This window comes from Pseudomonas sp. HN2 (assembly GCF_020736465.1).
GTDB lineage: Bacteria > Pseudomonadota > Gammaproteobacteria > Pseudomonadales > Pseudomonadaceae > Aquipseudomonas > Aquipseudomonas moraviensis_A.
In genome coordinates this window covers 3785385-3804747 of the sequence record NZ_CP085885.1, presented here as the reverse complement: position 1 = coordinate 3804747, position 19363 = coordinate 3785385, and the positions used below count along the sequence as shown (strand labels likewise).

Annotated in this window: 16 protein-coding genes; 7 read left to right on the top strand and 9 right to left on the bottom strand. The window is 59.2% G+C overall.

Annotated elements, in window-relative coordinates:
* Window positions 1-29: 29 nt before the first annotated feature.
* The 5 genes from purB to LIS66_RS16590 all read right to left on the bottom strand — a co-directional run bounded on the left by purB (window position 30) and on the right by LIS66_RS16590 (window position 6200).
* The gene (gene purB, locus LIS66_RS16610) at window positions 30-1400 is read right to left on the bottom strand and encodes an adenylosuccinate lyase (RefSeq protein ID WP_003223822.1); all 1371 of its coding nucleotides are present in this window, start codon (window positions 1398-1400) and stop codon (window positions 30-32) included.
* A 126-nt stretch (window positions 1401-1526) separates the two neighbouring features.
* Window positions 1527-2150, bottom strand: a complete 624-nt coding sequence (gene hflD / locus LIS66_RS16605; RefSeq protein ID WP_039763308.1) for a high frequency lysogenization protein HflD — start codon at window positions 2148-2150, stop codon at window positions 1527-1529.
* Window positions 2147-3271: a tRNA 2-thiouridine(34) synthase MnmA gene (gene mnmA / locus LIS66_RS16600; RefSeq protein ID WP_083352448.1), complete on the bottom strand. Its 1125-nt coding sequence runs from the start codon at window positions 3269-3271 to the stop codon at window positions 2147-2149. The genes hflD and mnmA overlap by 4 nt, the downstream gene beginning before the upstream one ends.
* 59 nt (window positions 3272-3330) lie before the next feature.
* On the bottom strand, window positions 3331-3777 hold the full coding sequence (locus LIS66_RS16595; RefSeq protein ID WP_227972608.1) for an NUDIX hydrolase: 447 nt from the start codon (window positions 3775-3777) through the stop codon (window positions 3331-3333).
* Window positions 3778-3974: 197 nt separating this feature from the next.
* Window positions 3975-6200, bottom strand: a complete 2226-nt coding sequence (locus LIS66_RS16590; RefSeq protein ID WP_159245458.1) for an NADP-dependent isocitrate dehydrogenase — start codon at window positions 6198-6200, stop codon at window positions 3975-3977.
* A gap of 481 nt (window positions 6201-6681) precedes the next feature.
* Between LIS66_RS16590 and icd the strand changes: the two genes are divergently transcribed.
* The gene (icd, locus tag LIS66_RS16585; RefSeq protein WP_056788899.1) at window positions 6682-7938 is read left to right on the top strand and encodes an NADP-dependent isocitrate dehydrogenase; all 1257 of its coding nucleotides are present in this window, start codon (window positions 6682-6684) and stop codon (window positions 7936-7938) included.
* 82 nt (window positions 7939-8020) lie between these two features.
* Here the strand turns inward: icd and LIS66_RS16580 are convergent, their stop codons facing one another.
* On the bottom strand, window positions 8021-8338 hold the full coding sequence (locus LIS66_RS16580) for a cold shock domain-containing protein (RefSeq protein ID WP_227972607.1): 318 nt from the start codon (window positions 8336-8338) through the stop codon (window positions 8021-8023).
* 224 nt (window positions 8339-8562) lie between these two features.
* On the opposite strand from LIS66_RS16580, the gene clpS reads away from it, so the two are divergent.
* On the top strand, window positions 8563-8946 hold the full coding sequence (gene clpS / locus LIS66_RS16575) for an ATP-dependent Clp protease adapter ClpS (RefSeq protein WP_011334948.1): 384 nt from the start codon (window positions 8563-8565) through the stop codon (window positions 8944-8946).
* Between the two features lie 30 nt (window positions 8947-8976).
* Complete coding sequence (clpA, locus tag LIS66_RS16570) at window positions 8977-11247, top strand: ATP-dependent Clp protease ATP-binding subunit ClpA (RefSeq protein ID WP_016775266.1); 2271 nt, start codon at window positions 8977-8979, stop codon at window positions 11245-11247.
* 849 nt (window positions 11248-12096) lie between these two features.
* Here the strand turns inward: clpA and infA are convergent.
* The 3 genes from infA to aat form a co-directional block, all read right to left on the bottom strand.
* The gene (gene infA, locus LIS66_RS16565) at window positions 12097-12315 is read right to left on the bottom strand and encodes a translation initiation factor IF-1 (protein ID WP_002553999.1); all 219 of its coding nucleotides are present in this window, start codon (window positions 12313-12315) and stop codon (window positions 12097-12099) included.
* A gap of 112 nt (window positions 12316-12427) precedes the next feature.
* Entirely contained in the window at window positions 12428-13135 is a 708-nt protein-coding gene (locus tag LIS66_RS16560) for an arginyltransferase (protein ID WP_042609221.1), read from the bottom strand.
* A 58-nt stretch (window positions 13136-13193) separates the two neighbouring features.
* A complete protein-coding gene (aat, locus tag LIS66_RS16555; RefSeq protein WP_116658626.1) occupies window positions 13194-13874 on the bottom strand; it encodes a leucyl/phenylalanyl-tRNA--protein transferase in 681 nt (226 codons plus the stop codon).
* 521 nt (window positions 13875-14395) lie between these two features.
* Between aat and ftsK the strand changes: the two genes are divergently transcribed.
* The 4 genes from ftsK to crcB all read left to right on the top strand — a co-directional run bounded on the left by ftsK (window position 14396) and on the right by crcB (window position 19349).
* Entirely contained in the window at window positions 14396-16804 is a 2409-nt protein-coding gene (gene ftsK / locus LIS66_RS16550; protein WP_041477069.1) for a DNA translocase FtsK, read from the top strand.
* Between the two features lie 65 nt (window positions 16805-16869).
* Complete coding sequence (gene lolA, locus LIS66_RS16545; protein WP_042609224.1) at window positions 16870-17490, top strand: outer membrane lipoprotein chaperone LolA; 621 nt, start codon at window positions 16870-16872, stop codon at window positions 17488-17490.
* 162 nt (window positions 17491-17652) lie between these two features.
* Complete coding sequence (locus LIS66_RS16540; RefSeq protein ID WP_227972606.1) at window positions 17653-18975, top strand: replication-associated recombination protein A; 1323 nt, start codon at window positions 17653-17655, stop codon at window positions 18973-18975.
* A complete protein-coding gene (crcB, locus tag LIS66_RS16535; RefSeq protein ID WP_016775261.1) occupies window positions 18975-19349 on the top strand; it encodes a fluoride efflux transporter CrcB in 375 nt (124 codons plus the stop codon). The genes LIS66_RS16540 and crcB overlap by 1 nt, the downstream gene beginning before the upstream one ends.
* The last annotated feature ends 14 nt before the right edge of the window (window positions 19350-19363 follow it).

The window sequence follows — 19363 nt, the reverse complement described above, 5'->3', positions numbered from 1 at the left end:
CGGGCGTCTCAAACGGGGCAAACGGTCGATCAGATGCGTTTGGCTTGTGCCACTGCGTTGCCGATGTAGTTGGCCGGGGTCAGTTGCTTGAGCTCGGCTTTGGCTTCGGCTGGCATGTCCAGGCCATCGATGAAAGTCTGCAGCGCTTCAGGGCTGATGCCCTTGCCGCGGGTCAGTTCTTTCAGCTTTTCGTACGGGTTTTCGATGTTGTAGCGACGCATCACGGTCTGGATCGGCTCGGCCAATACTTCCCAGCAAGCGTCGAGATCAGCAGCAATCTTCTGCTCGTTGAGCTCCAGCTTGCTGATGCCTTTGAGGCTGGCTTCGTAAGCGATCACGCTGTGGGCGAAGCCGACACCGAGGTTGCGCAGGACGGTGGAGTCGGTCAGGTCGCGCTGCCAGCGGGAGATCGGCAGTTTGCTCGCCAAGTGCTGGAACAGTGCGTTGGCGATACCCAGGTTGCCTTCGGAGTTTTCGAAGTCGATCGGGTTGACCTTGTGCGGCATGGTCGACGAACCGATTTCGCCAGCGATGGTGCGCTGCTTGAAATAACCCAGGGAGATGTAGCCCCAGATGTCACGGTCGAAGTCGATCAGGATGGTATTGAAGCGCGCGATCGCGTCGAACAGCTCGGCGATGTAGTCGTGCGGTTCGATCTGCGTGGTGTACGGGTTGAAGCCCAGGCCCAGTTCGTCTTCGATGAAGGCGCGGGCGTTGGCTTCCCAGTCGATCTGCGGGTAGGCCGAAAGGTGTGCGTTGTAGTTGCCGACGGCGCCGTTGATCTTGCCCAGCAGCGGCACGGCAGCGACCTGCGCGATCTGCCGCTCGAGACGGTAAACCACGTTGGCCAGTTCTTTGCCCAGAGTGGTCGGCGAAGCGGGCTGGCCGTGGGTGCGCGACAGCATCGGCACGTCGGCGAAACGGATCGCCAGTTCGCGGATGGCGTTGGCGGTCTGGCGCATCAGCGGCAGCATCACGTCGTCACGGCCTTCGCGCAGCATCAGCGCGTGGGACAGGTTGTTGATGTCTTCGCTGGTGCAGGCAAAGTGGATGAACTCGCTGACCTTGGCCAGCTCCGGCAGCTTGGCCGCCTGCTCCTTGAGCAGATATTCGATCGCTTTGACGTCGTGGTTGGTGGTGCGCTCGATCTCTTTGACGCGCTCGGCGTGCTCCAGCGAGAAGTTTTCCGCCAGTTCGTTGAGAACGGCGTTGGCCTCGGCGGAGAAGGCCGGCACTTCAGGGATGCCAGCGTGGGCGGCCAGGCGCTGGAGCCAGCGCACTTCAACCAGAACGCGGGCACGGATCAGGCCGTACTCGCTGAAAATCGGGCGCAGGGCCTGGGTTTTGCCGGCGTAGCGGCCGTCAACAGGGGAAACCGCAGTGAGCGAAGAGAGCTGCATGGGGTGTTCTCGGACAGTCGGGCAACGAAATGGGGCGCGTATCATACATGAAAAAATCCGCCGGTCCGTCGCCAACTGACCGGCGTATTACGCGTTACAGACTACAAAGCCTTCATGACGCGGCGTTTATTCGCTGCGCATCAACGGATAAAGCTCTTTGAGCAACTTGCGGCGGCTGATCACCAACTGCCAGCGATGACCGCCGAGCTGTCGCCACAGGCGTGCCGAGCGGATACCGGCGAGGAGCAGGGCGCGGATCTTCGAGGCATTGCTCGGCTGCTGCAGGTTGCGCATGTCGCCGTGCACCTGAATGCGCTGGCGCAGGGTGCTCAACGTGTCCTGATACAACGCACCGCAAGCGGCGACGACGTTTTCATGAGCCGGGCCAAAATGCTCGACCTGCGACTGAATCTGCGGCAGGCGCTTGGCGATCGTCTCGAGCATGTCGTCACGCTTGGCCAGTTGTCGCTCCAGCCCGAGCATCGACAGGGCGTAGCGCAGCGGCTCGCGCTGCAAGGTGCTCGGATCGCGCTCCAAAGCGCCGATCAGCGCGCGGTAACCCTCGCGCAGATTGATGTCATCGCCACCGTAGACGTCCAGCGTATCTTTCGGATCCCGCACCAACAGGCTGCCGAGCATGCAGCTCAGGCCGGCCTCGTTGGTCTGGCCGGTCTTGGCGATACGGTCCACCAGCACGGCGGCGAGAAACACGCCGCCCAGCGCCGTCAGTTGCTCCTGAGTCGGGCTCATGCCTGGCCGCTCCACGGCTCGGCCACTTCGATCACGCCGCCGCCGAGGCAGATCTCACCGTCATAGAACACCACCGATTGGCCCGGCGTCACCGCGCGTTGCGGCTCGTCGAACACGGCGCGATAGCCGTCCGCGGTTTTTTCCAGGGTGCAGGCCTGATCGCTCTGGCGATAACGCACTTTCGCCGTCAGGCGCAGCGGCTGGCTCAGGTCGATCGGGTTGACCCAATAGATTTCCGAAGCGAGCAGGGCGCTGGAGAACAACCACGGATGGTTGTTGCCCTGACCGACGATCAGCTCGTTGGTCTCCAGGTCCTTGCGCAGCACGTACCACGGCTCGTCGCCGGCATCTTTCAAGCCGCCGATGCCCAGACCCTGACGCTGGCCGATGGTGTGGTACATCAAGCCGTGATGACGGCCGATGACATCGCCTTCGGTGGTCTTGATCTCGCCCGGTTGCGCCGGCAGGTATTGCTTGAGGAAATCGCTGAAGCGCCGCTCGCCGATGAAGCAGATCCCGGTGGAATCCTTCTTCTTGGCGGTGGCCAGTTCGTATTTCTCGGCAATCGCGCGGACTTCAGGCTTTTCCAGTTCGCCGACCGGGAACAGGGTCTTGGCAATCTGTTCGCCGCCGACGGCGTGCAGGAAGTAGCTCTGATCCTTGTTCGGATCGAGCCCCTTGAGCAGCTCGGTGCGACCGTCGATGTCGCGGCGGCGCACGTAGTGGCCGGTGGCGATCAGGTCGGCGCCGAGCATCATTGCGTAGTCGAGGAACGCTTTGAACTTGATCTCGCGGTTACACAGGATGTCCGGGTTCGGCGTGCGCCCGGCCTTGTATTCGGCGAGGAAGTGCTCGAACACGTTGTCCCAGTACTCGGCAGCGAAGTTGGCGGTGTGCAACTTGATGCCGATCTTGTCGCAGACAGCCTGCGCATCCGCCAGGTCGTCCATGGCGGTGCAGTATTCCGTTCCGTCGTCTTCTTCCCAGTTCTTCATGAACAGGCCTTCCACTTCATAACCCTGCTCGATCAGCAGAAGGGCGGAAACGGAAGAGTCCACGCCGCCGGACATGCCGACAATGACGCGCTTCTTGGATGTGTCAGAAGGGGCTGGATCACGCATAGGGATTCAATGAGTGTCTTGGAAAAGGGCGCGATTCTATCAGGCTCGCGGCCGCAAGGCTAAAGAGAAGGGCGGATCAGCTCGAGGCTGAAGTGATGGCCGGCCAGATAATCGTCGATGCAACGGATGATCAGCTCGCTGCGCCAGTTGTCGCGCTGGGCGATTAATTCCTCGCGGGTCAGCCACTTGGCGCCGATGATCCCGTCGTCAAGCTGGTAATCCGGGTGGTGCTGCACGGCTTTGGCGCTGAAGCACACGCGCTGGTAAGTCACGCCGTTGCTCGGTGCGGTGTACAGATAAATGCCGATCACCCCGGTGGGGTCGACGTCCCAGCCGGTTTCTTCGAGGGTTTCGCGAATGGCCGCGTCGATCAGGGTTTCATCCGGTTCGAGATGGCCGGCGGGCTGGTTGAGCACGTTACGGCCGCCTTTGTGTTCTTCGACCATCAGAAAGCGGCCATTGTCCTCGACGATGGTGGCGACGGTGATGTGGGGGAGCCATTCCATAAGTCATCCTCAATCTATTGGTTGAAACCCAATCACCTGTAGGAGTGAGCCTGCTCGCGATAGCGTCGGGTCAGTCACCATCAATGTTGAATGGTATACCGCTATCGCGAGCAGGCTCACTCCTACAGGGGATTTGTGTTGTGTTCGGAAACACAAACCCCGGCACAAGGCCGGGGTCTGTTTACCGCATTACAACCTTAAACCAGCGCAGCGATCGCTTTGTTGAAGGTTTCGCTTGGGCGCATGGCCTTGCTGATCAGCTCGGCGTCGGCGTGGTAGTAACCGCCGATGTCGACTGGCTTGCCCTGAACGGCGTTGAGCTCGGCAACGATGGTCGCTTCGTTCTCGGTCAGGGTTTTGGCCAGAGTCGCGAACTGCGCTTGCAGTGCAGCGTCTTCAGTCTGGGCGGCCAGGGCCTGAGCCCAGTACATCGCCAGGTAGAAGTGGCTGCCGCGGTTGTCGATGTTGCCGACTTTGCGCGATGGCGACTTGTTGTTGTCGAGGAACTGGCCAGTGGCCTGGTCGAGGGTTTTCGACAGCACCAGCGCTTTCGGGTTGTTGTAGTTCACGCCCAGATGCTCGAGGGAAGCGGCGAGGGCGAGGAACTCACCCAGCGAATCCCAGCGCAGGAAGTTTTCTTCAACCAGTTGCTGCACGTGCTTCGGAGCCGAGCCGCCGGCGCCGGTTTCGAACAGACCACCGCCGTTCATCAGCGGCACGATCGACAGCATCTTGGCGCTGGTGCCCAGTTCCATGATCGGGAACAGGTCGGTCAGGTAGTCGCGCAGTACGTTGCCGGTCACCGAAATGGTGTCCTTGCCTTCGCGGGTGCGCTGCAGGGTGTACTTCATCGCGTCGACCGGGGCCATGATCTGAATGTCCAGACCGCTGGTGTCGTGATCCTTCAGATAAGCCTGAACCTTCTCGATCACCACGCCATCGTGAGCGCGCATCGGGTCGAGCCAGAAGATCGCCGGCGTGCTGCTCGCGCGAGCACGGTTGACGGCCAGTTTGACCCAGTCCTGGATCGGCGCGTCCTTGGTCTGGCACATGCGGAAGATGTCGCCGGCTTCGACAGCCTGTTCCATCAGCAGCTTGCCTTTGCTGTCGGTGACGCGAACGACGCCGTCAGCCTTGATCTGGAAGGTCTTGTCGTGGGAGCCGTACTCTTCGGCTTTCTTCGCCATCAGGCCAACGTTTGGCACGCTGCCCATGGTGGTCGGATCGAAAGCGCCATTGGCTTTGCAGTCTTCGATCACGGCCTGGTAGATGGTCGCGTAGCAACGATCCGGGATCACAGCCTTGGTGTCGTGCAACTGACCGTCGGTGCCCCACATCTTGCCGGAGTCACGGATCATCGCCGGCATCGAGGCGTCGACGATGACGTCGCTCGGCACGTGCAGGTTGGTGATGCCTTTGTCGGAGTTGACCATCGCCAGCGATGGACGAACGGCGTAGACCGCGGCGATATCCGCTTCGATCTGCGCTTGCTGCTCGGCCGGCAGGGCCTTGATGCGCGCGTACAGATCGCCGATGCCGTTGTTCAGGTTGAAGCCGATCTGGTTCAGCACGTCAGCGTGCTTGGTCAGTGCGTCTTTATAGAACTCGGCAACGATCTGGCCGAACATGATCGGGTCGGAAACCTTCATCATGGTTGCTTTCAAGTGCACCGAGAGCAGTACGCCCTGAGCCTTGGCGCTTTCGATCTCGGCAGCGATGAACGCGCGCAGAGCGTTTTTGCTCATCACGGCGCAATCGAGGATCTCGCCAGCCTGAACGGTGGTTTTTTCTTTCAGAACGGTAGCGCTACCGTCCTTGGCGACCAGCTCGATCTTCACTGCGTCAGCGGCGTCGATCAGGACAGCTTTTTCGCTGCCGTAGAAATCGCCGGTGCTCATGTGAGCGACGTGAGACTTGGAGTCCTTGGCCCAGGCGCCCATTTTGTGCGGGTGCTTGCGCGCGTAGTTCTTCACCGACAGCGGAGCGCGGCGGTCGGAGTTGCCTTCACGCAGAACCGGGTTCACGGCGCTGCCCTTGACCTTGTCGTAGCGCGCCTTGGCGTCTTTGTCGGCGTCGCTGGTCACGGTTTCCGGGTAATCCGGCAGGTTGTAGCCCTGTGCCTGCAATTCTTTGATCGCGGCTTGCAGCTGTGGCACCGATGCACTGATGTTCGGCAGCTTGATGATGTTGGCTTCAGGCGTAACGGCCAGGTCGCCCAGTTCGGCGAGGTGGTCGGCTACGGCTTTGTCGCCCAGTTGCTCGGGGAAGCTTGCCAGGATGCGCGCTGCAAGAGAGATATCGCGGGTTTCCACGGCGATATCGGCCGAGGCGGTGTAAGCCTCGATGATCGGCAGCAGGGAATAGGTGGCGAGGGCAGGAGCTTCGTCGGTGAAGGTATAGATGATCTTCGAGCGGGTGGGCATATTCGGATTAACTCTCTCTTCTTTGCTAAAGCGTGCGCAGAAACTCGAGGGGCGCCGGGTAAGCGCGTTCGTTCAAAGTCATCCATGAACCGAATGTCGAGATTCTTCGCGGTGATGTTGGGTGCATCAGTAGAGCGTCAAGCAGTCAGGCTGCGGTAACAACCCGACCAATCAGGCGGAAAGTCTCGTGCTAGAGAGGCCAGCCGTCGTGACCCTGTGGTCAGCGGGCGGCATTATACATAGGTAGCTGGCAATCTGCCGATGGTTCATATGCAACGATTCTCGTCCATTGGTCTAAAGGTCGCAGGGCGGCACCGGGCAAAGACTCGTTACGAATGCTGGAGTTTGGCGCTTTTCCCTTTGCTTTCAGGCTTGTACGAAACGAGATGTGCGGGGTGGCGGAACATAGGGTTTGCGTGTTGATTCAACTGGGTTACGCTCGAAGCAAGCCAGATGTTCAATCCAAACAATGGAGTTCAGCATGGGTTACAAGAAGATTCAGGTTCCAGCCGTCGGCGACAAAATCACCGTCAATGCAGACCATTCTCTCAATGTTCCTGATAACCCGATCATCCCCTTCATCGAAGGTGACGGTATTGGTGTCGACATCAGTCCGGTGATGATCAAGGTTGTCGATGCTGCTGTTGAAAAGGCCTATGGCGGCAAGCGCAAGATTTCCTGGATGGAAGTCTACGCTGGCGAAAAAGCCACCCAGGTTTACGATCAGGACACCTGGCTGCCGCAGGAAACCCTCGACGCCGTCAAGGACTACGTAGTCTCCATCAAAGGCCCGCTGACCACCCCGGTCGGTGGCGGCATCCGCTCACTGAACGTGGCCCTGCGTCAGCAACTCGACCTGTACGTCTGCCTGCGCCCGGTGCGCTGGTTCGAAGGCGTGCCAAGCCCGGTGAAAAAGCCCGGCGATGTCGACATGACCATCTTCCGCGAGAACTCCGAAGACATTTATGCCGGCATCGAGTGGAAGGCCGGTTCGCCGGAAGCCACCAAGGTAATCAAATTCCTTAAAGAAGAAATGGGCGTCACCAAGATCCGTTTCGACGAAAACTGCGGCATCGGCGTCAAGCCTGTATCCCGCGAAGGCACCAGGCGCCTGGCGCGCAAGGCCCTGCAATACGTGGTCGACAATGACCGCGACTCGCTGACCATCGTGCACAAAGGCAACATCATGAAGTTCACCGAAGGTGCCTTCAAGGAATGGGCCTACGAGGTGGCGGCCGAAGAGTTCGGCGCGACCCTGCTCGATGGCGGCCCGTGGATGCAGTTCAAGAACCCGAAAACCGGCAAGAACGTTGTGGTCAAGGACGCCATCGCCGACGCCATGCTCCAGCAGATCCTGCTGCGCCCGGCCGAGTACGATGTGATCGCCACTCTCAACCTCAACGGTGATTACCTGTCAGATGCCCTGGCGGCGGAAGTGGGCGGTATCGGCATCGCGCCGGGTGCCAACCTTTCCGACACCGTGGCGATGTTCGAAGCGACCCACGGTACCGCGCCGAAATATGCCGGCAAGGACCAGGTCAACCCGGGCTCGCTGATTCTCTCGGCCGAGATGATGTTGCGTCACATGGGCTGGACTGAAGCGGCGGACCTGATCATCAAGGGCACCAACGGTGCGATCGGGGCGAAGACTGTTACTTATGATTTCGAGCGTTTGATGGATGGCGCCAAGCTGGTTTCGTCTTCGGGGTTCGGGGATGCGTTGATTTCGCATATGTAAAAGTTACAGGCACATGAAAACCGCCTGACTCGATGGGTTGAGTCAGGCGGTTTTTTTCTCAGTGTATTCAGGCAGGAATCAGTCAGCTCATCGCTTTGGCAGTTGCGGCAGCGGCAGCGGCAGCGGCAGCTGCGCCGACAGCGGCACTTTCAGAAGCGGTGGATGGTTCGATGATTACGGATTCAATGGCTACCGCATGCAGGCCCTTCGGACCTTGCACGATCTCGAATTTCACCGTCTGGCCCGCTTTCAGCGTCTTGTATCCGTCCATCAGGATGGCCGAGTAGTGGGCGAAGAAATCAATGTCCTTGCCATCCTCATCGCGGCCTTCCCGGGAGTCGGTATTGATAAAGCCGAATCCCTTGGCATTGTTGAACCATTTCACCTTGCCGACAGCCATGCTCAAATCCCTCTGCAACAGACTCCATCGCTGGAGTATCATCCACGACATCCGCAATCGAATTCGATAAAAGAATTGACTCCGCGGATCTTTTTTACCCACTGTGGGCTCTATTGGTTGTAACACCGTTTTCCCGATAGTCAAGGTGACCGGGCAGTCGTAGTTGAAAACGTGTGCAACCGCCCCCACCACTGTATTCGCACAACTGACGAACCTTTTTTTCCATGCATGCAATCAGCCAGATTCGACTAACATTCAATCAGGATCGCCCGCTTCTCCAAAAGGATCTTCCACAGGAGCACGACGACGATTCGGCAGGCGTTGCTGTTCAGGAAGCAAAGCCCGCGTTACAGGCGCCGCCGATGTACAAGGTGGTTTTGTTCAATGATGACTACACACCGATGGATTTCGTCGTCGAAGTGCTCGAGGTGTTTTTTAACCTGAATCGCGAGCTGGCGACCAAGGTCATGCTGGCCGTCCATACAGAAGGCCGGGCAGTATGTGGAGTGTTTACCCGCGACATCGCCGAGACAAAGGCCATGCAGGTCAACCAGTACGCCAGGGAAAGCCAGCATCCGCTACTCTGTGAAATCGAGAAGGACGGTTAATCGCCGACCACTTGGGTATGAGGTGAAGCTATGTTAAACCGCGAGCTCGAAGTCACCCTCAATCTAGCCTTCAAGGAGGCTCGTTCGAAGCGTCATGAGTTCATGACCGTCGAACATCTCCTGCTGGCCCTATTGGATAATGAGGCTGCCGCCACCGTTTTGCGTGCCTGCGGCGCAAACCTCGACAAACTCAAGCATGATCTGCAGGAGTTCATCGACTCCACCACGCCATTGATCCCCGTGCATGACGAGGATCGTGAGACCCAGCCAACCCTGGGCTTCCAGCGTGTCCTGCAGCGTGCTGTTTTTCACGTACAGAGCTCGGGCAAACGCGAAGTGACCGGCGCCAACGTGCTGGTCGCCATCTTCAGTGAGCAAGAGAGTCAGGCAGTGTTCCTGCTGAAACAGCAGAGCGTTGCGCGCATCGATGTCGTCAACTACATCGCCCACGGCATTTCCAAAGTACCGGGGCACGGCGATCACTCTGAAGGTGAACAAGATATGCAGGACGACGAGGGCGGTGAGTCTTCTTCTTCAGGCAATCCTCTGGATGCTTATGCCAGCAACCTCAACGAACTCGCGCGCCAGGGTCGCATTGATCCGTTGGTCGGCCGCGAATCGGAAGTCGAGCGTGTCGCGCAGATTCTCGCGCGCCGGCGCAAGAACAACCCGCTGCTGGTGGGCGAAGCAGGCGTGGGTAAAACCGCGATTGCCGAAGGCCTGGCCAAGCGCATCGTCGACAACCAGGTGCCGGATCTGCTGGCCAATGCGGTTGTTTATTCCCTCGATCTCGGCGCTCTGCTCGCGGGCACCAAGTATCGCGGTGATTTCGAGAAGCGTTTCAAGGCGCTGCTCAATGAGCTGAAGAAACGTCCGCAGGCGATCCTGTTCATCGACGAGATCCACACCATCATTGGTGCGGGTGCTGCTTCCGGTGGCGTGATGGATGCGTCCAACCTGCTCAAGCCGCTGCTGTCGTCTGGCGACATTCGCTGCATCGGTTCGACTACGTTTCAGGAATTTCGCGGCATCTTCGAGAAGGACCGTGCCTTGGCGCGTCGTTTCCAGAAGGTCGATGTCGTCGAGCCGTCGGTGGAAGACACCATCGGGATCCTGCGTGGCCTGAAAGGGCGTTTCGAGCAGCATCACAACATCGAGTACAGCGACGAGTCGTTGCGTGCCGCTGCCGAACTGGCGTCGCGCTACATCAATGACCGGCACATGCCGGACAAGGCCATCGACGTGATCGACGAGGCGGGCGCCTATCAGCGTCTGCAACCGGTGGAGATGCGCGTCAAGCGAATCGAAGTGCCACAAGTCGAAGACATCGTTGCGAAGATCGCGCGGATTCCGCCTAAGCACGTCACCAGTTCCGACAAGGAGCTGCTGCGTAATCTGGAGCGTGACCTGAAGCTGACCGTATTTGGTCAGGACGCGGCGATCGACTCGCTGTCGACCGCGATCAAGCTGTCCCGCGCCGGGCTCAAGTCGCCTGACAAGCCAGTCGGTTCGTTCCTGTTCGCAGGACCTACCGGTGTCGGTAAAACCGAGGCTGCGCGGCAACTGGCCAAGGCGTTGGGGATCGAACTGGTTCGCTTCGACATGTCCGAGTACATGGAGCGTCACACCGTATCGCGTCTGATCGGTGCACCTCCAGGCTATGTTGGATTCGATCAGGGCGGTCTGTTGACCGAGGCGATTACCAAGCAGCCGCACTGCGTATTGCTGCTCGATGAAATCGAGAAGGCGCATCCGGAAGTCTTCAACCTGCTGTTGCAGGTCATGGACCACGGCACGCTGACCGATAACAACGGGCGCAAGGCGGACTTCCGCAACGTGATCGTGATCATGACCACCAACGCCGGTGCCGAAACGGCCGCGCGGGCTTCGATCGGTTTCACCCATCAGGATCACTCGTCCGATGCGATGGAAGTGATCAAGAAGAGCTTTACACCGGAATTCCGTAACCGTCTGGACACCATTATCCAGTTTGGTCGCCTCAGCCATGAGGTCATCAAAAGCGTGGTGGACAAGTTCCTCACCGAACTGCAGGCGCAGCTGGAAGACAAGCGCGTGTTGCTTGAGGTTACCGATGCGGCGCGCAGCTGGCTGGCGGCGGGTGGTTACGATTCGGCAATGGGCGCACGTCCGATGGCGCGTCTGATTCAGGACAAGATCAAGCGTCCGTTGGCGGAGGAGATTCTGTTTGGCGAACTGGCCGAGCATGGCGGTGTGGTGCACATCGACATCAAGGACGGGGAGTTGACGTTTGACTTCGAAACTACTGCGGAAATGGCCTGACGGTCGTGTATCAAGAGGGCGCCTTCGGGCGCCTTTTTGCTGTTTGTCGTTTGGGGGTTTTGGGTGAATATCCGTTGCTGCGGTTACGGCTGCTTAGGGTTTCGCCCTGACGGCGACTCACATTTTTTACAAACGCCTAAAAAAGTAAGCAAAAAAACGCTTGCTCCTGCGTTAGGCCCTCGCAGGCTCGGGTTCCTTCGCTGCGGGATCGATCCGCTCAGCCTTCCGACGTCGCCCGTGGATCAAGATCAAAAGCACTCGAGCTAACGCTCATTGTTGAGTGGTGAAAAGCGTGTGGTCTGCTTTGGATCTGCGTTGGATTCGCCCCTCACCCCAGCCCTCTCCCGAGGGAGAGGGAGCCGATTTGTGTGGTGTTCAAAACCTGCATTCAACTCGGTATCTCACGTCGGCGTACCTCGCCTAAACACCGCGGTCAGTCCCCTCTCCCTCCGGGAGAGGGCTAGGGTGAGGGGCTTTTGATCTTCTGCATATTTCCATTCGACTCGGTATCGCAAGGTGGCGTAGCCCGCCCAGCCACCGCGGTCAGTCCCCTCTCCCTCTGGGAGAGGGCTAGGGTGAAGGGCTCTTGATCCGGCTTTTGATCTTTTGCCCCTTTGGCAGGCTTCGTTACGGGATCGATCCCGTAACGAAGAAACCCCGAGCCCCAGCGAGCGGGCCGTACGCTGGGGCAAAGCCTTTTGGGTTACCTTTTTGGCGTTTGGAAAAGGTGACTCGCTGTAAGAGCGAAACCGCCAGCGGCCGCACCCGAAAAAATGGATATACACACAAACCAATAAAGCGCAGATACAAAAACGCCCGGCATAACCCGGGCGTTCTGTATTGACTTGATTAACGAGCGCGGTAAGTGATCCGCCCTTTGCTCAAATCATAGGGCGTCAGCTCGACGCGCACTTTGTCACCGGTAAGAATACGAATGTAGTTCTTGCGCATCTTGCCGGAAATATGCGCGGTTACGACGTGCCCATTTTCCAACTCCACACGAAACATGGTGTTGGGCAGGGTGTCGACGACAGTGCCTTCCATTTCGAAGCTGTCTTCTTTCGACATGCAGTAAAGCCCTCGGTATCCAATGAATGGCCCGGTGCAACTGCGCCAGGCAAAAGCGGCGTGCATTGTGCCCGAAAAATGGGGTTTACGCCAAGGGGTTTAGGCCGTGGGTTTAGTTCAGGACGACCCAGCGCTGATTGATCAGCAATTCAATGGGCCGATATTGCGTCTTGTAGTTCATCTTTTTGCAGTTCTTGATCCAGTAACCCAGGTACACCGCCTCAAGGCCCAAGCGCTGGCTCTCGGCGATTTGCCAGAGGATCGCGTAACGACCGAGGCTGCGGCGTTCTTCGTTCGGTTCGTAGAAGGTGTAGACCGCCGACAGACCGTTTGGCAGCAGGTCGGTGACCGCCACCGCGAGCAGCCGTCCGTCGAGTCGGAACTCGTAGAAGCGCGAGAAGGGCAGATCACGTACCAGGAACGTCGAGAACTGATCACGGCTCGGCGGGTACATGTCGCCGTCGGCATGACGCTGTTCGATGTAGCGCTGGTACAGGTCGAAGTATTCTTCACTGAACTGCGGTTTGACTGGTTGCACTTGCAAATCGGCGTTGCGTTTGTAGATCCGCTTTTGCTGGCGGTTGGCAATGAACTGGGCCGAAGGAATGCGCGCAGGCACGCACGCATTGCAATTCTGGCAATGCGGCCGGTACAGGTGATCGCCGCTGCGACGAAAGCCCATTTCCGACAGATCTGCGTAGACGTGCACATCCATGGGCTGACTCGGGTCGAGAAACAGCGTCGTGGCCTGCTCCTCGGGCAGATAACTGCAAGAGTGGGGCTGAGTGGCATAGAACTTCAAACGCGCCAACTCGGTCATGAATCAACCCTCGGGATAAGCTGGTGTATTAAGTGTAAGCCACCTGCGCAAAAGTCGCTCAGCAAACCCAGGTCGCCGAATTCGGTTGATCGAGATGGCGCTGCAGATAGTCGGCGAATTCCCTGCGCGGAATCGACCGTGCACCGAGGCTGTGAAGGTGGTCGGTCGGCATCTGGCAGTCGATCAGGACAAAGCCGGCGGCTTTCAAATGCTGCACCAGGGTGGCGAAGCCGTACTTGGAAGCGTTGTCGGCGCGGCTGAACATCGACTCGCCAAAAAACAATCGACCCATCGCCAGGCCATACAGGCCGCCAACCAGTTGTCCATCGTCCCGGACTTCAACCGAATGGGCGAAACCGCGCCGATGCAGTTCGACGTAGGCATCCTGCATGGCTTCAGTGATCCAGGTGCCATCGGCGTAATCACGGGGCGCAGCGCAGGCCTGGATGACGGCGGCGAAATCCTGATCGAAGGTCACTTGATAGCGTTGCTTGCGCAGCAACTTGCCGAGACTGCGCGAGACGTGCAGTTCGTCGGGAAGCAGCACGGTGCGCGGATCCGGCGACCACCAGAGAATCGGTTGGCCCTCGGAGAACCAGGGAAAACAGCCGTGGCGATAGGCCTGGATCAGCCGGTCAGCGGAGAGATCGCCACCGGCGGCGAGCAGTCCGTTTGGCTCGCGCATGGCTTTTTCCAGGGGCGGAAAGGTCAGGGAATTACGTTGTAACCAAGTCAGCATGGCATCCAGGCTTGCAGAAGGGGAGGGCGGTCAGGGGGCGCGCAGCCCCGCGAAAGAGTTTGCCGCGAAACGGCGCCGATGTCCTGCACAGATGTCGGGTGCGATGACTGTCGAGCTGCAACTTGATGTGTCGCCCGTGGTCGTAAGCGTCACCGTATCGATGCCTGCTTGGCATTTCTGTCCGCCATATCTGACCAGCCTCGCTACGTTCATCAAATACAGCTCATAAGCCTTTGTCACGCAAGACAATGCATGCTCCAATTGCAACGCGATTCCCATGCGTTTGGCTATGCTCAAGGCTGAGCGCTCAAGCATGGCGTCGGGCGCACAAACCCGTACAATGCCGGGTTGTGACGGGCTTTTCGCTGTGCGGAGTGTTTATGGCTGTGTTTATAAAACCAGTGGCACAGTGTTAAAAGTAGTCTCAGTTGAGCTTTTCACCTTTTTACCTGCCTGGATCGGGCAGTTTTTTATCGTCATTCAATAGATGGACGCGCCTCGGGCGCAGGAAAAGAAGCGTTTTGAAGAAGACCACCGAAGCACCCAAAACAGTCGTTCCGCTCTGGCGCCAGCAACTGCACTACCGGCTCAAGGAAGGTGCATTGATCGCCATTGGCGCCTTGTGCCTGTTCCTGATGATGGCTTTGCTGACTTACGGCAAGGACGATCCGGGCTGGAGTCATAACAGCAAGATCGACGACGTGCAGAACTTCGGCGGCCCGGCAGGCTCGTACAGCGCCGATATCCTGTTCATGGTGCTCGGTTACTTCGCCTATATCTTTCCGTTGCTGCTGGCGGTCAAGGCATACCAGATCTTCCGTCAACGCCACGAACCCTGGCAGTGGAGCGGCTGGCTGTTCTCCTGGCGCCTGATCGGTCTGGTGTTCCTGGTGCTCTCGGGTGCTGCGCTGGCGCACATTCATTTCCATGCCGCGACCGGTCTGCCGGCTGGCGCTGGCGGGGCCTTGGGCGAAAGCCTTGGCGATCTGGCGAAGAATGCGCTGAACATTCAGGGTAGTACGCTGCTGTTCATCGCTCTGTTCCTCTTCGGCCTGACCGTATTTACCGACCTGTCGTGGTTCAAGGTGATGGATGTCACCGGCAAGATCACCCTTGATCTGTTCGAACTGTTCCAGGGCGCGCTCAACCGCTGGTGGTCGGCGCGCACCGAGCGCAAGCAACTGGTGGCGCAACTGCGTGAGGTCGATGACCGCGTACATGATGTGGTCGCACCGACTGTCACCGACAAGCGTGAGCAAGCCAAGGTCAAGGAGCGCCTGATCGAGCGCGAGCAAGCGCTGAGCAAGCACATGTCCGATCGCGAGAAGCAGGTGCCTCCGGTCATCGCGCCGGCACCGGCCAAGGCGCCAGAGCCGAGCAAGCGCGTGCAGAAAGAGAAACAGGCGCCGTTGTTCGTCGACAGCGCGGTGGAAGGCACCTTGCCGCCGATCTCGATTCTTGATCCTGCGGAAAAGAAACAACTCAACTATTCGCCCGAGTCGCTGGCAGCCGTCGGCCACTTGCTGGAAATCAAGCTCAAGGAATTCGGTGTCGAAGTCACGGTGGATTCGATTCATCCGGGCCCGGTGATTACCCGTTACGAGATCCAGCCTGCCGCTGGGGTAAAAGTCAGCCGCATCGCCAACCTGGCGAAAGACCTTGCACGCTCCCTGGCGGTGACCAGTGTGCGGGTGGTCGAGGTGATTCCGGGCAAGACCACTGTCGGTATCGAAATTCCCAACGAAGACCGTCAGATCGTGCGCTTCTCCGAAGTGCTGTCGACGCCCGAGTACGACAATTTCAAATCGCCGGTCACCCTGGCGCTCGGTCACGATATCGGTGGCAAGCCGGTCATCACTGACCTGGCGAAGATGCCGCACCTTTTGGTGGCCGGTACCACCGGTTCCGGTAAGTCCGTGGGCGTGAACGCGATGATCCTGTCGATCCTGTTCAAGTCCGGCCCGGACGACGCCAAGCTCATCATGATCGACCCGAAAATGCTCGAGCTGTCGATCTACGAAGGCATTCCGCATTTGTTGTGCCCGGTGGTGACCGACATGAAGGACGCCGCCAACGCCTTGCGCTGGAGCGTTGCCGAGATGGAGCGGCGCTACAAGCTGATGGCGAAGATGGGCGTGCGTAACCTGTCCGGCTTCAACGCCAAGGTCAAGGAAGCCCAGGATGCCGGCGAGCCGTTGAGCGATCCGCTGTACAAGCGTGAAAGCATTCACGACGAAGCGCCGCTGCTGCAGAAACTGCCGACCATTGTCGTGGTGGTCGACGAATTTGCCGACATGATGATGATCGTCGGCAAGAAGGTTGAAGAACTGATCGCGCGTATCGCGCAGAAGGCGCGGGCGGCGGGCATCCACTTGATCCTCGCAACCCAGCGCCCTTCGGTGGACGTGATCACCGGTCTGATCAAGGCCAACATCCCGACTCGCATGGCGTTCCAGGTGTCGAGCAAGATCGACTCGCGGACCATCATCGACCAGGGTGGCGCCGAGCAACTGCTGGGTCACGGTGACATGCTCTACATGCCGCCGGGTACCAGTTTGCCGATCCGGGTGCACGGCGCGTTCGTCTCCGACGATGAGGTTCACCGTGTGGTCGAGGCGTGGAAACTGCGCGGCGCGCCGGAATACAACGACGACATCCTCAACGGTGTCGAAGAGGCGGGCAGCGGCTTTGAAGGCAGTAGCGGTGGTGGCGACGGTGATGATCCGGAAGCCGACGCGCTGTATGACGAAGCGGTGCAGTTCGTCCTCGAAAGCCGTCGCGCGTCGATTTCCGCTGTTCAGCGCAAGCTGAAGATCGGCTACAACCGCGCCGCGCGGATGATCGAGGCGATGGAAATGGCCGGTGTCGTCACGTCAATGAACACCAACGGTTCGCGTGAAGTCCTGGCCCCGGGCCCGGTACGCGACTGAAACGCAATGACTCGGGCGGCGCAATGACGCGCCGCCCGCTTTCCCACGTATTCAAGAGGACTCCAATGCGCCTTATCCGCATGCTGTTGCCAGTACTCGCGCTGACCACGCTCACGGCCCACGCCGATGAAAAGGACGTGGCGCGCCTGACTCAATTGCTGGAAACATCGAAAACCCTGTCGGCAAATTTTTCCCAGTTGACCCTCGACGGCGGCGGTACGCAGTTGCAGGAAACCACCGGCAACATGACCCTGCAGCGTCCGGGCCTGTTCTACTGGCACACCAACGCACCGGCCGAGCAGACCATGGTCTCCGATGGCAAGAAAGTCACCCTGTGGGACCCGGACCTGGAACAGGCAACCATCAAGAAGCTCGACGAGCGTCTGACCCAGACCCCGGCGCTGCTGCTGTCCGGTGATGTCTCGAAGATCAGCCAGAGCTTCGATATCAGCGCGAAAGAGGCGGGCGGTGTGATCGACTTCACCCTCAAGCCGAAGACCAAGGACACCCTGTTCGACAATCTGCGCCTGTCGTTCCGCAACGGTCTGCTCAATGACATGCAACTGATCGACAGCGTCGGCCAGCGCACCAATATCCTGTTTACCGGGGTCAAGGCCAACGAAGCGGTGCCGGCATCCAAATTCAAATTCGACATTCCCAAGGGTGCTGACGTCATCCAGGAATAAACGCCAGGTTCCGTGTCGGAGCTATTGTGGCGAGGGAGCTTGCTCCCGCTGGACTGCGCAGCAGGCCCCGCTTCTGAATGAAGAGCGGGGCTGCTTCGCGCCCCGACGGGAGCAAGCTCTCTCGCCACAGGTTTAAAAAATCAGAGGTTTCAACGCTACGTGATGGATCTGTTTCGCAGTGCACCGATTGCCCAACCCTTGGCCGCGCGTCTGCGTGCGGCCAATCTGGATGAGTACGTCGGTCAGGAACACGTGCTCGCTCGCGGCAAGCCTCTGCGTGAGGCGCTGGAGCAGGGCGCGCTGCATTCGATGATCTTCTGGGGCCCTCCGGGCGTGGGTAAGACCACCCTGGCGCGGTTGCTCGCGGAAGTCTCCGATGCGCACTTTGAAACCGTCTCGGCGGTACTCGCCGGGGTCAAGGAGATCCGTCAGGCGGTTGAGATCGCCAAGCAGCAGGCCGGCCAGTACGGCAAGCGCACGATCCTGTTTGTCGACGAAGTGCACCGCTTCAACAAGTCGCAGCAGGACGCCTTTCTGCCGTACGTTGAAGACGGCACGCTGATCTTCATCGGCGCCACCACCGAAAACCCTTCGTTCGAACTGAACAACGCATTGTTGTCGCGTGCCCGGGTCTATGTGTTGAAAAGCCTCGACGAAGCGGCGTTGCGCAAGCTGGTGCAACGCGCACTGACCGAAGAGCGCGGGTTGGGCAAGCGCAACCTGACGCTGAGCGATGAAGGTTTTCAGATGCTGCTGTCCGCCGCCGATGGCGATGGCCGGCGTCTGCTCAATCTGCTGGAGAACGCCTCCGATCTGGCCGAAGACAACAGCGAGATCGGCACCGAGTTGCTGCAAAGCCTGCTCGGCGACACCCGTCGGCGTTTCGACAAGGGTGGCGAAGCGTTTTACGACCAGATATCGGCGCTGCACAAATCGGTGCGCGGCTCTAATCCCGACGGCGCGCTGTACTGGTTTGCGCGGATGATCGACGGCGGTTGCGATCCGCTGTATCTGGCGAGGCGCGTGGTGCGCATGGCCAGCGAAGACATTGGCAATGCCGACCCGCGTGCGCTGAGCCTGTGCCTGGCGGCATGGGAGGTGCAGGAGCGTCTTGGCAGCCCGGAAGGCGAATTGGCAGTGGCCCAGGCCATCACGTATCTGGCCTGCGCACCGAAAAGCAATGCGGTGTACATGGGTTTCAAGACCGCCCTGCGCGCAGCGGCCGAAAACGGCTCCCTGGAAGTGCCGCTGCACCTGCGCAATGCTCCAACCAAGCTGATGAAGCAGTTGGGTTATGGCGACGAGTACCGCTATGCCCACGATGAGCCGGACGCTTATGCCGCCGGCGAAGACTATTTCCCGGAAGAACTCGAGCCGATTCCGTTCTATCAGCCAGTGCCCCGTGGCCTGGAGTTGAAGATCGGCGAGAAGCTCAATCACCTCGCTCAACTCGATCGTCTGAGCCCTCGGCAGCGGAGAAAGTAGTGGTCCCATTGATCCTCGCAGTGTCGGTCGGCGGCGTCGCTGGCACATTGTTGCGCTTCGCCACCGGCAATTGGGTCAGCGCCAATTGGCCGCGGCACTTCTATACCGCGACGCTGGCCGTTAATATCGTGGGCTGCCTGTTGATTGGCGTGTTGTATGGCCTGTTTTTGATACGCCCGGAAGTGCCGATCGAGGTGCGTGCCGGGTTGATGGTCGGCTTCCTCGGGGGGCTGACGACTTTTTCATCCTTTTCACTGGATACGGTGCGCCTGCTGGAAAGCGGGCAAGTGTTGCTGGCCCTCGGCTATGCGGCACTGAGCGTATTCGGCGGGCTGCTCGCAACATGGGCTGGCCTGTCCCTGACCAAACTTTGATAACGAGAAACCGA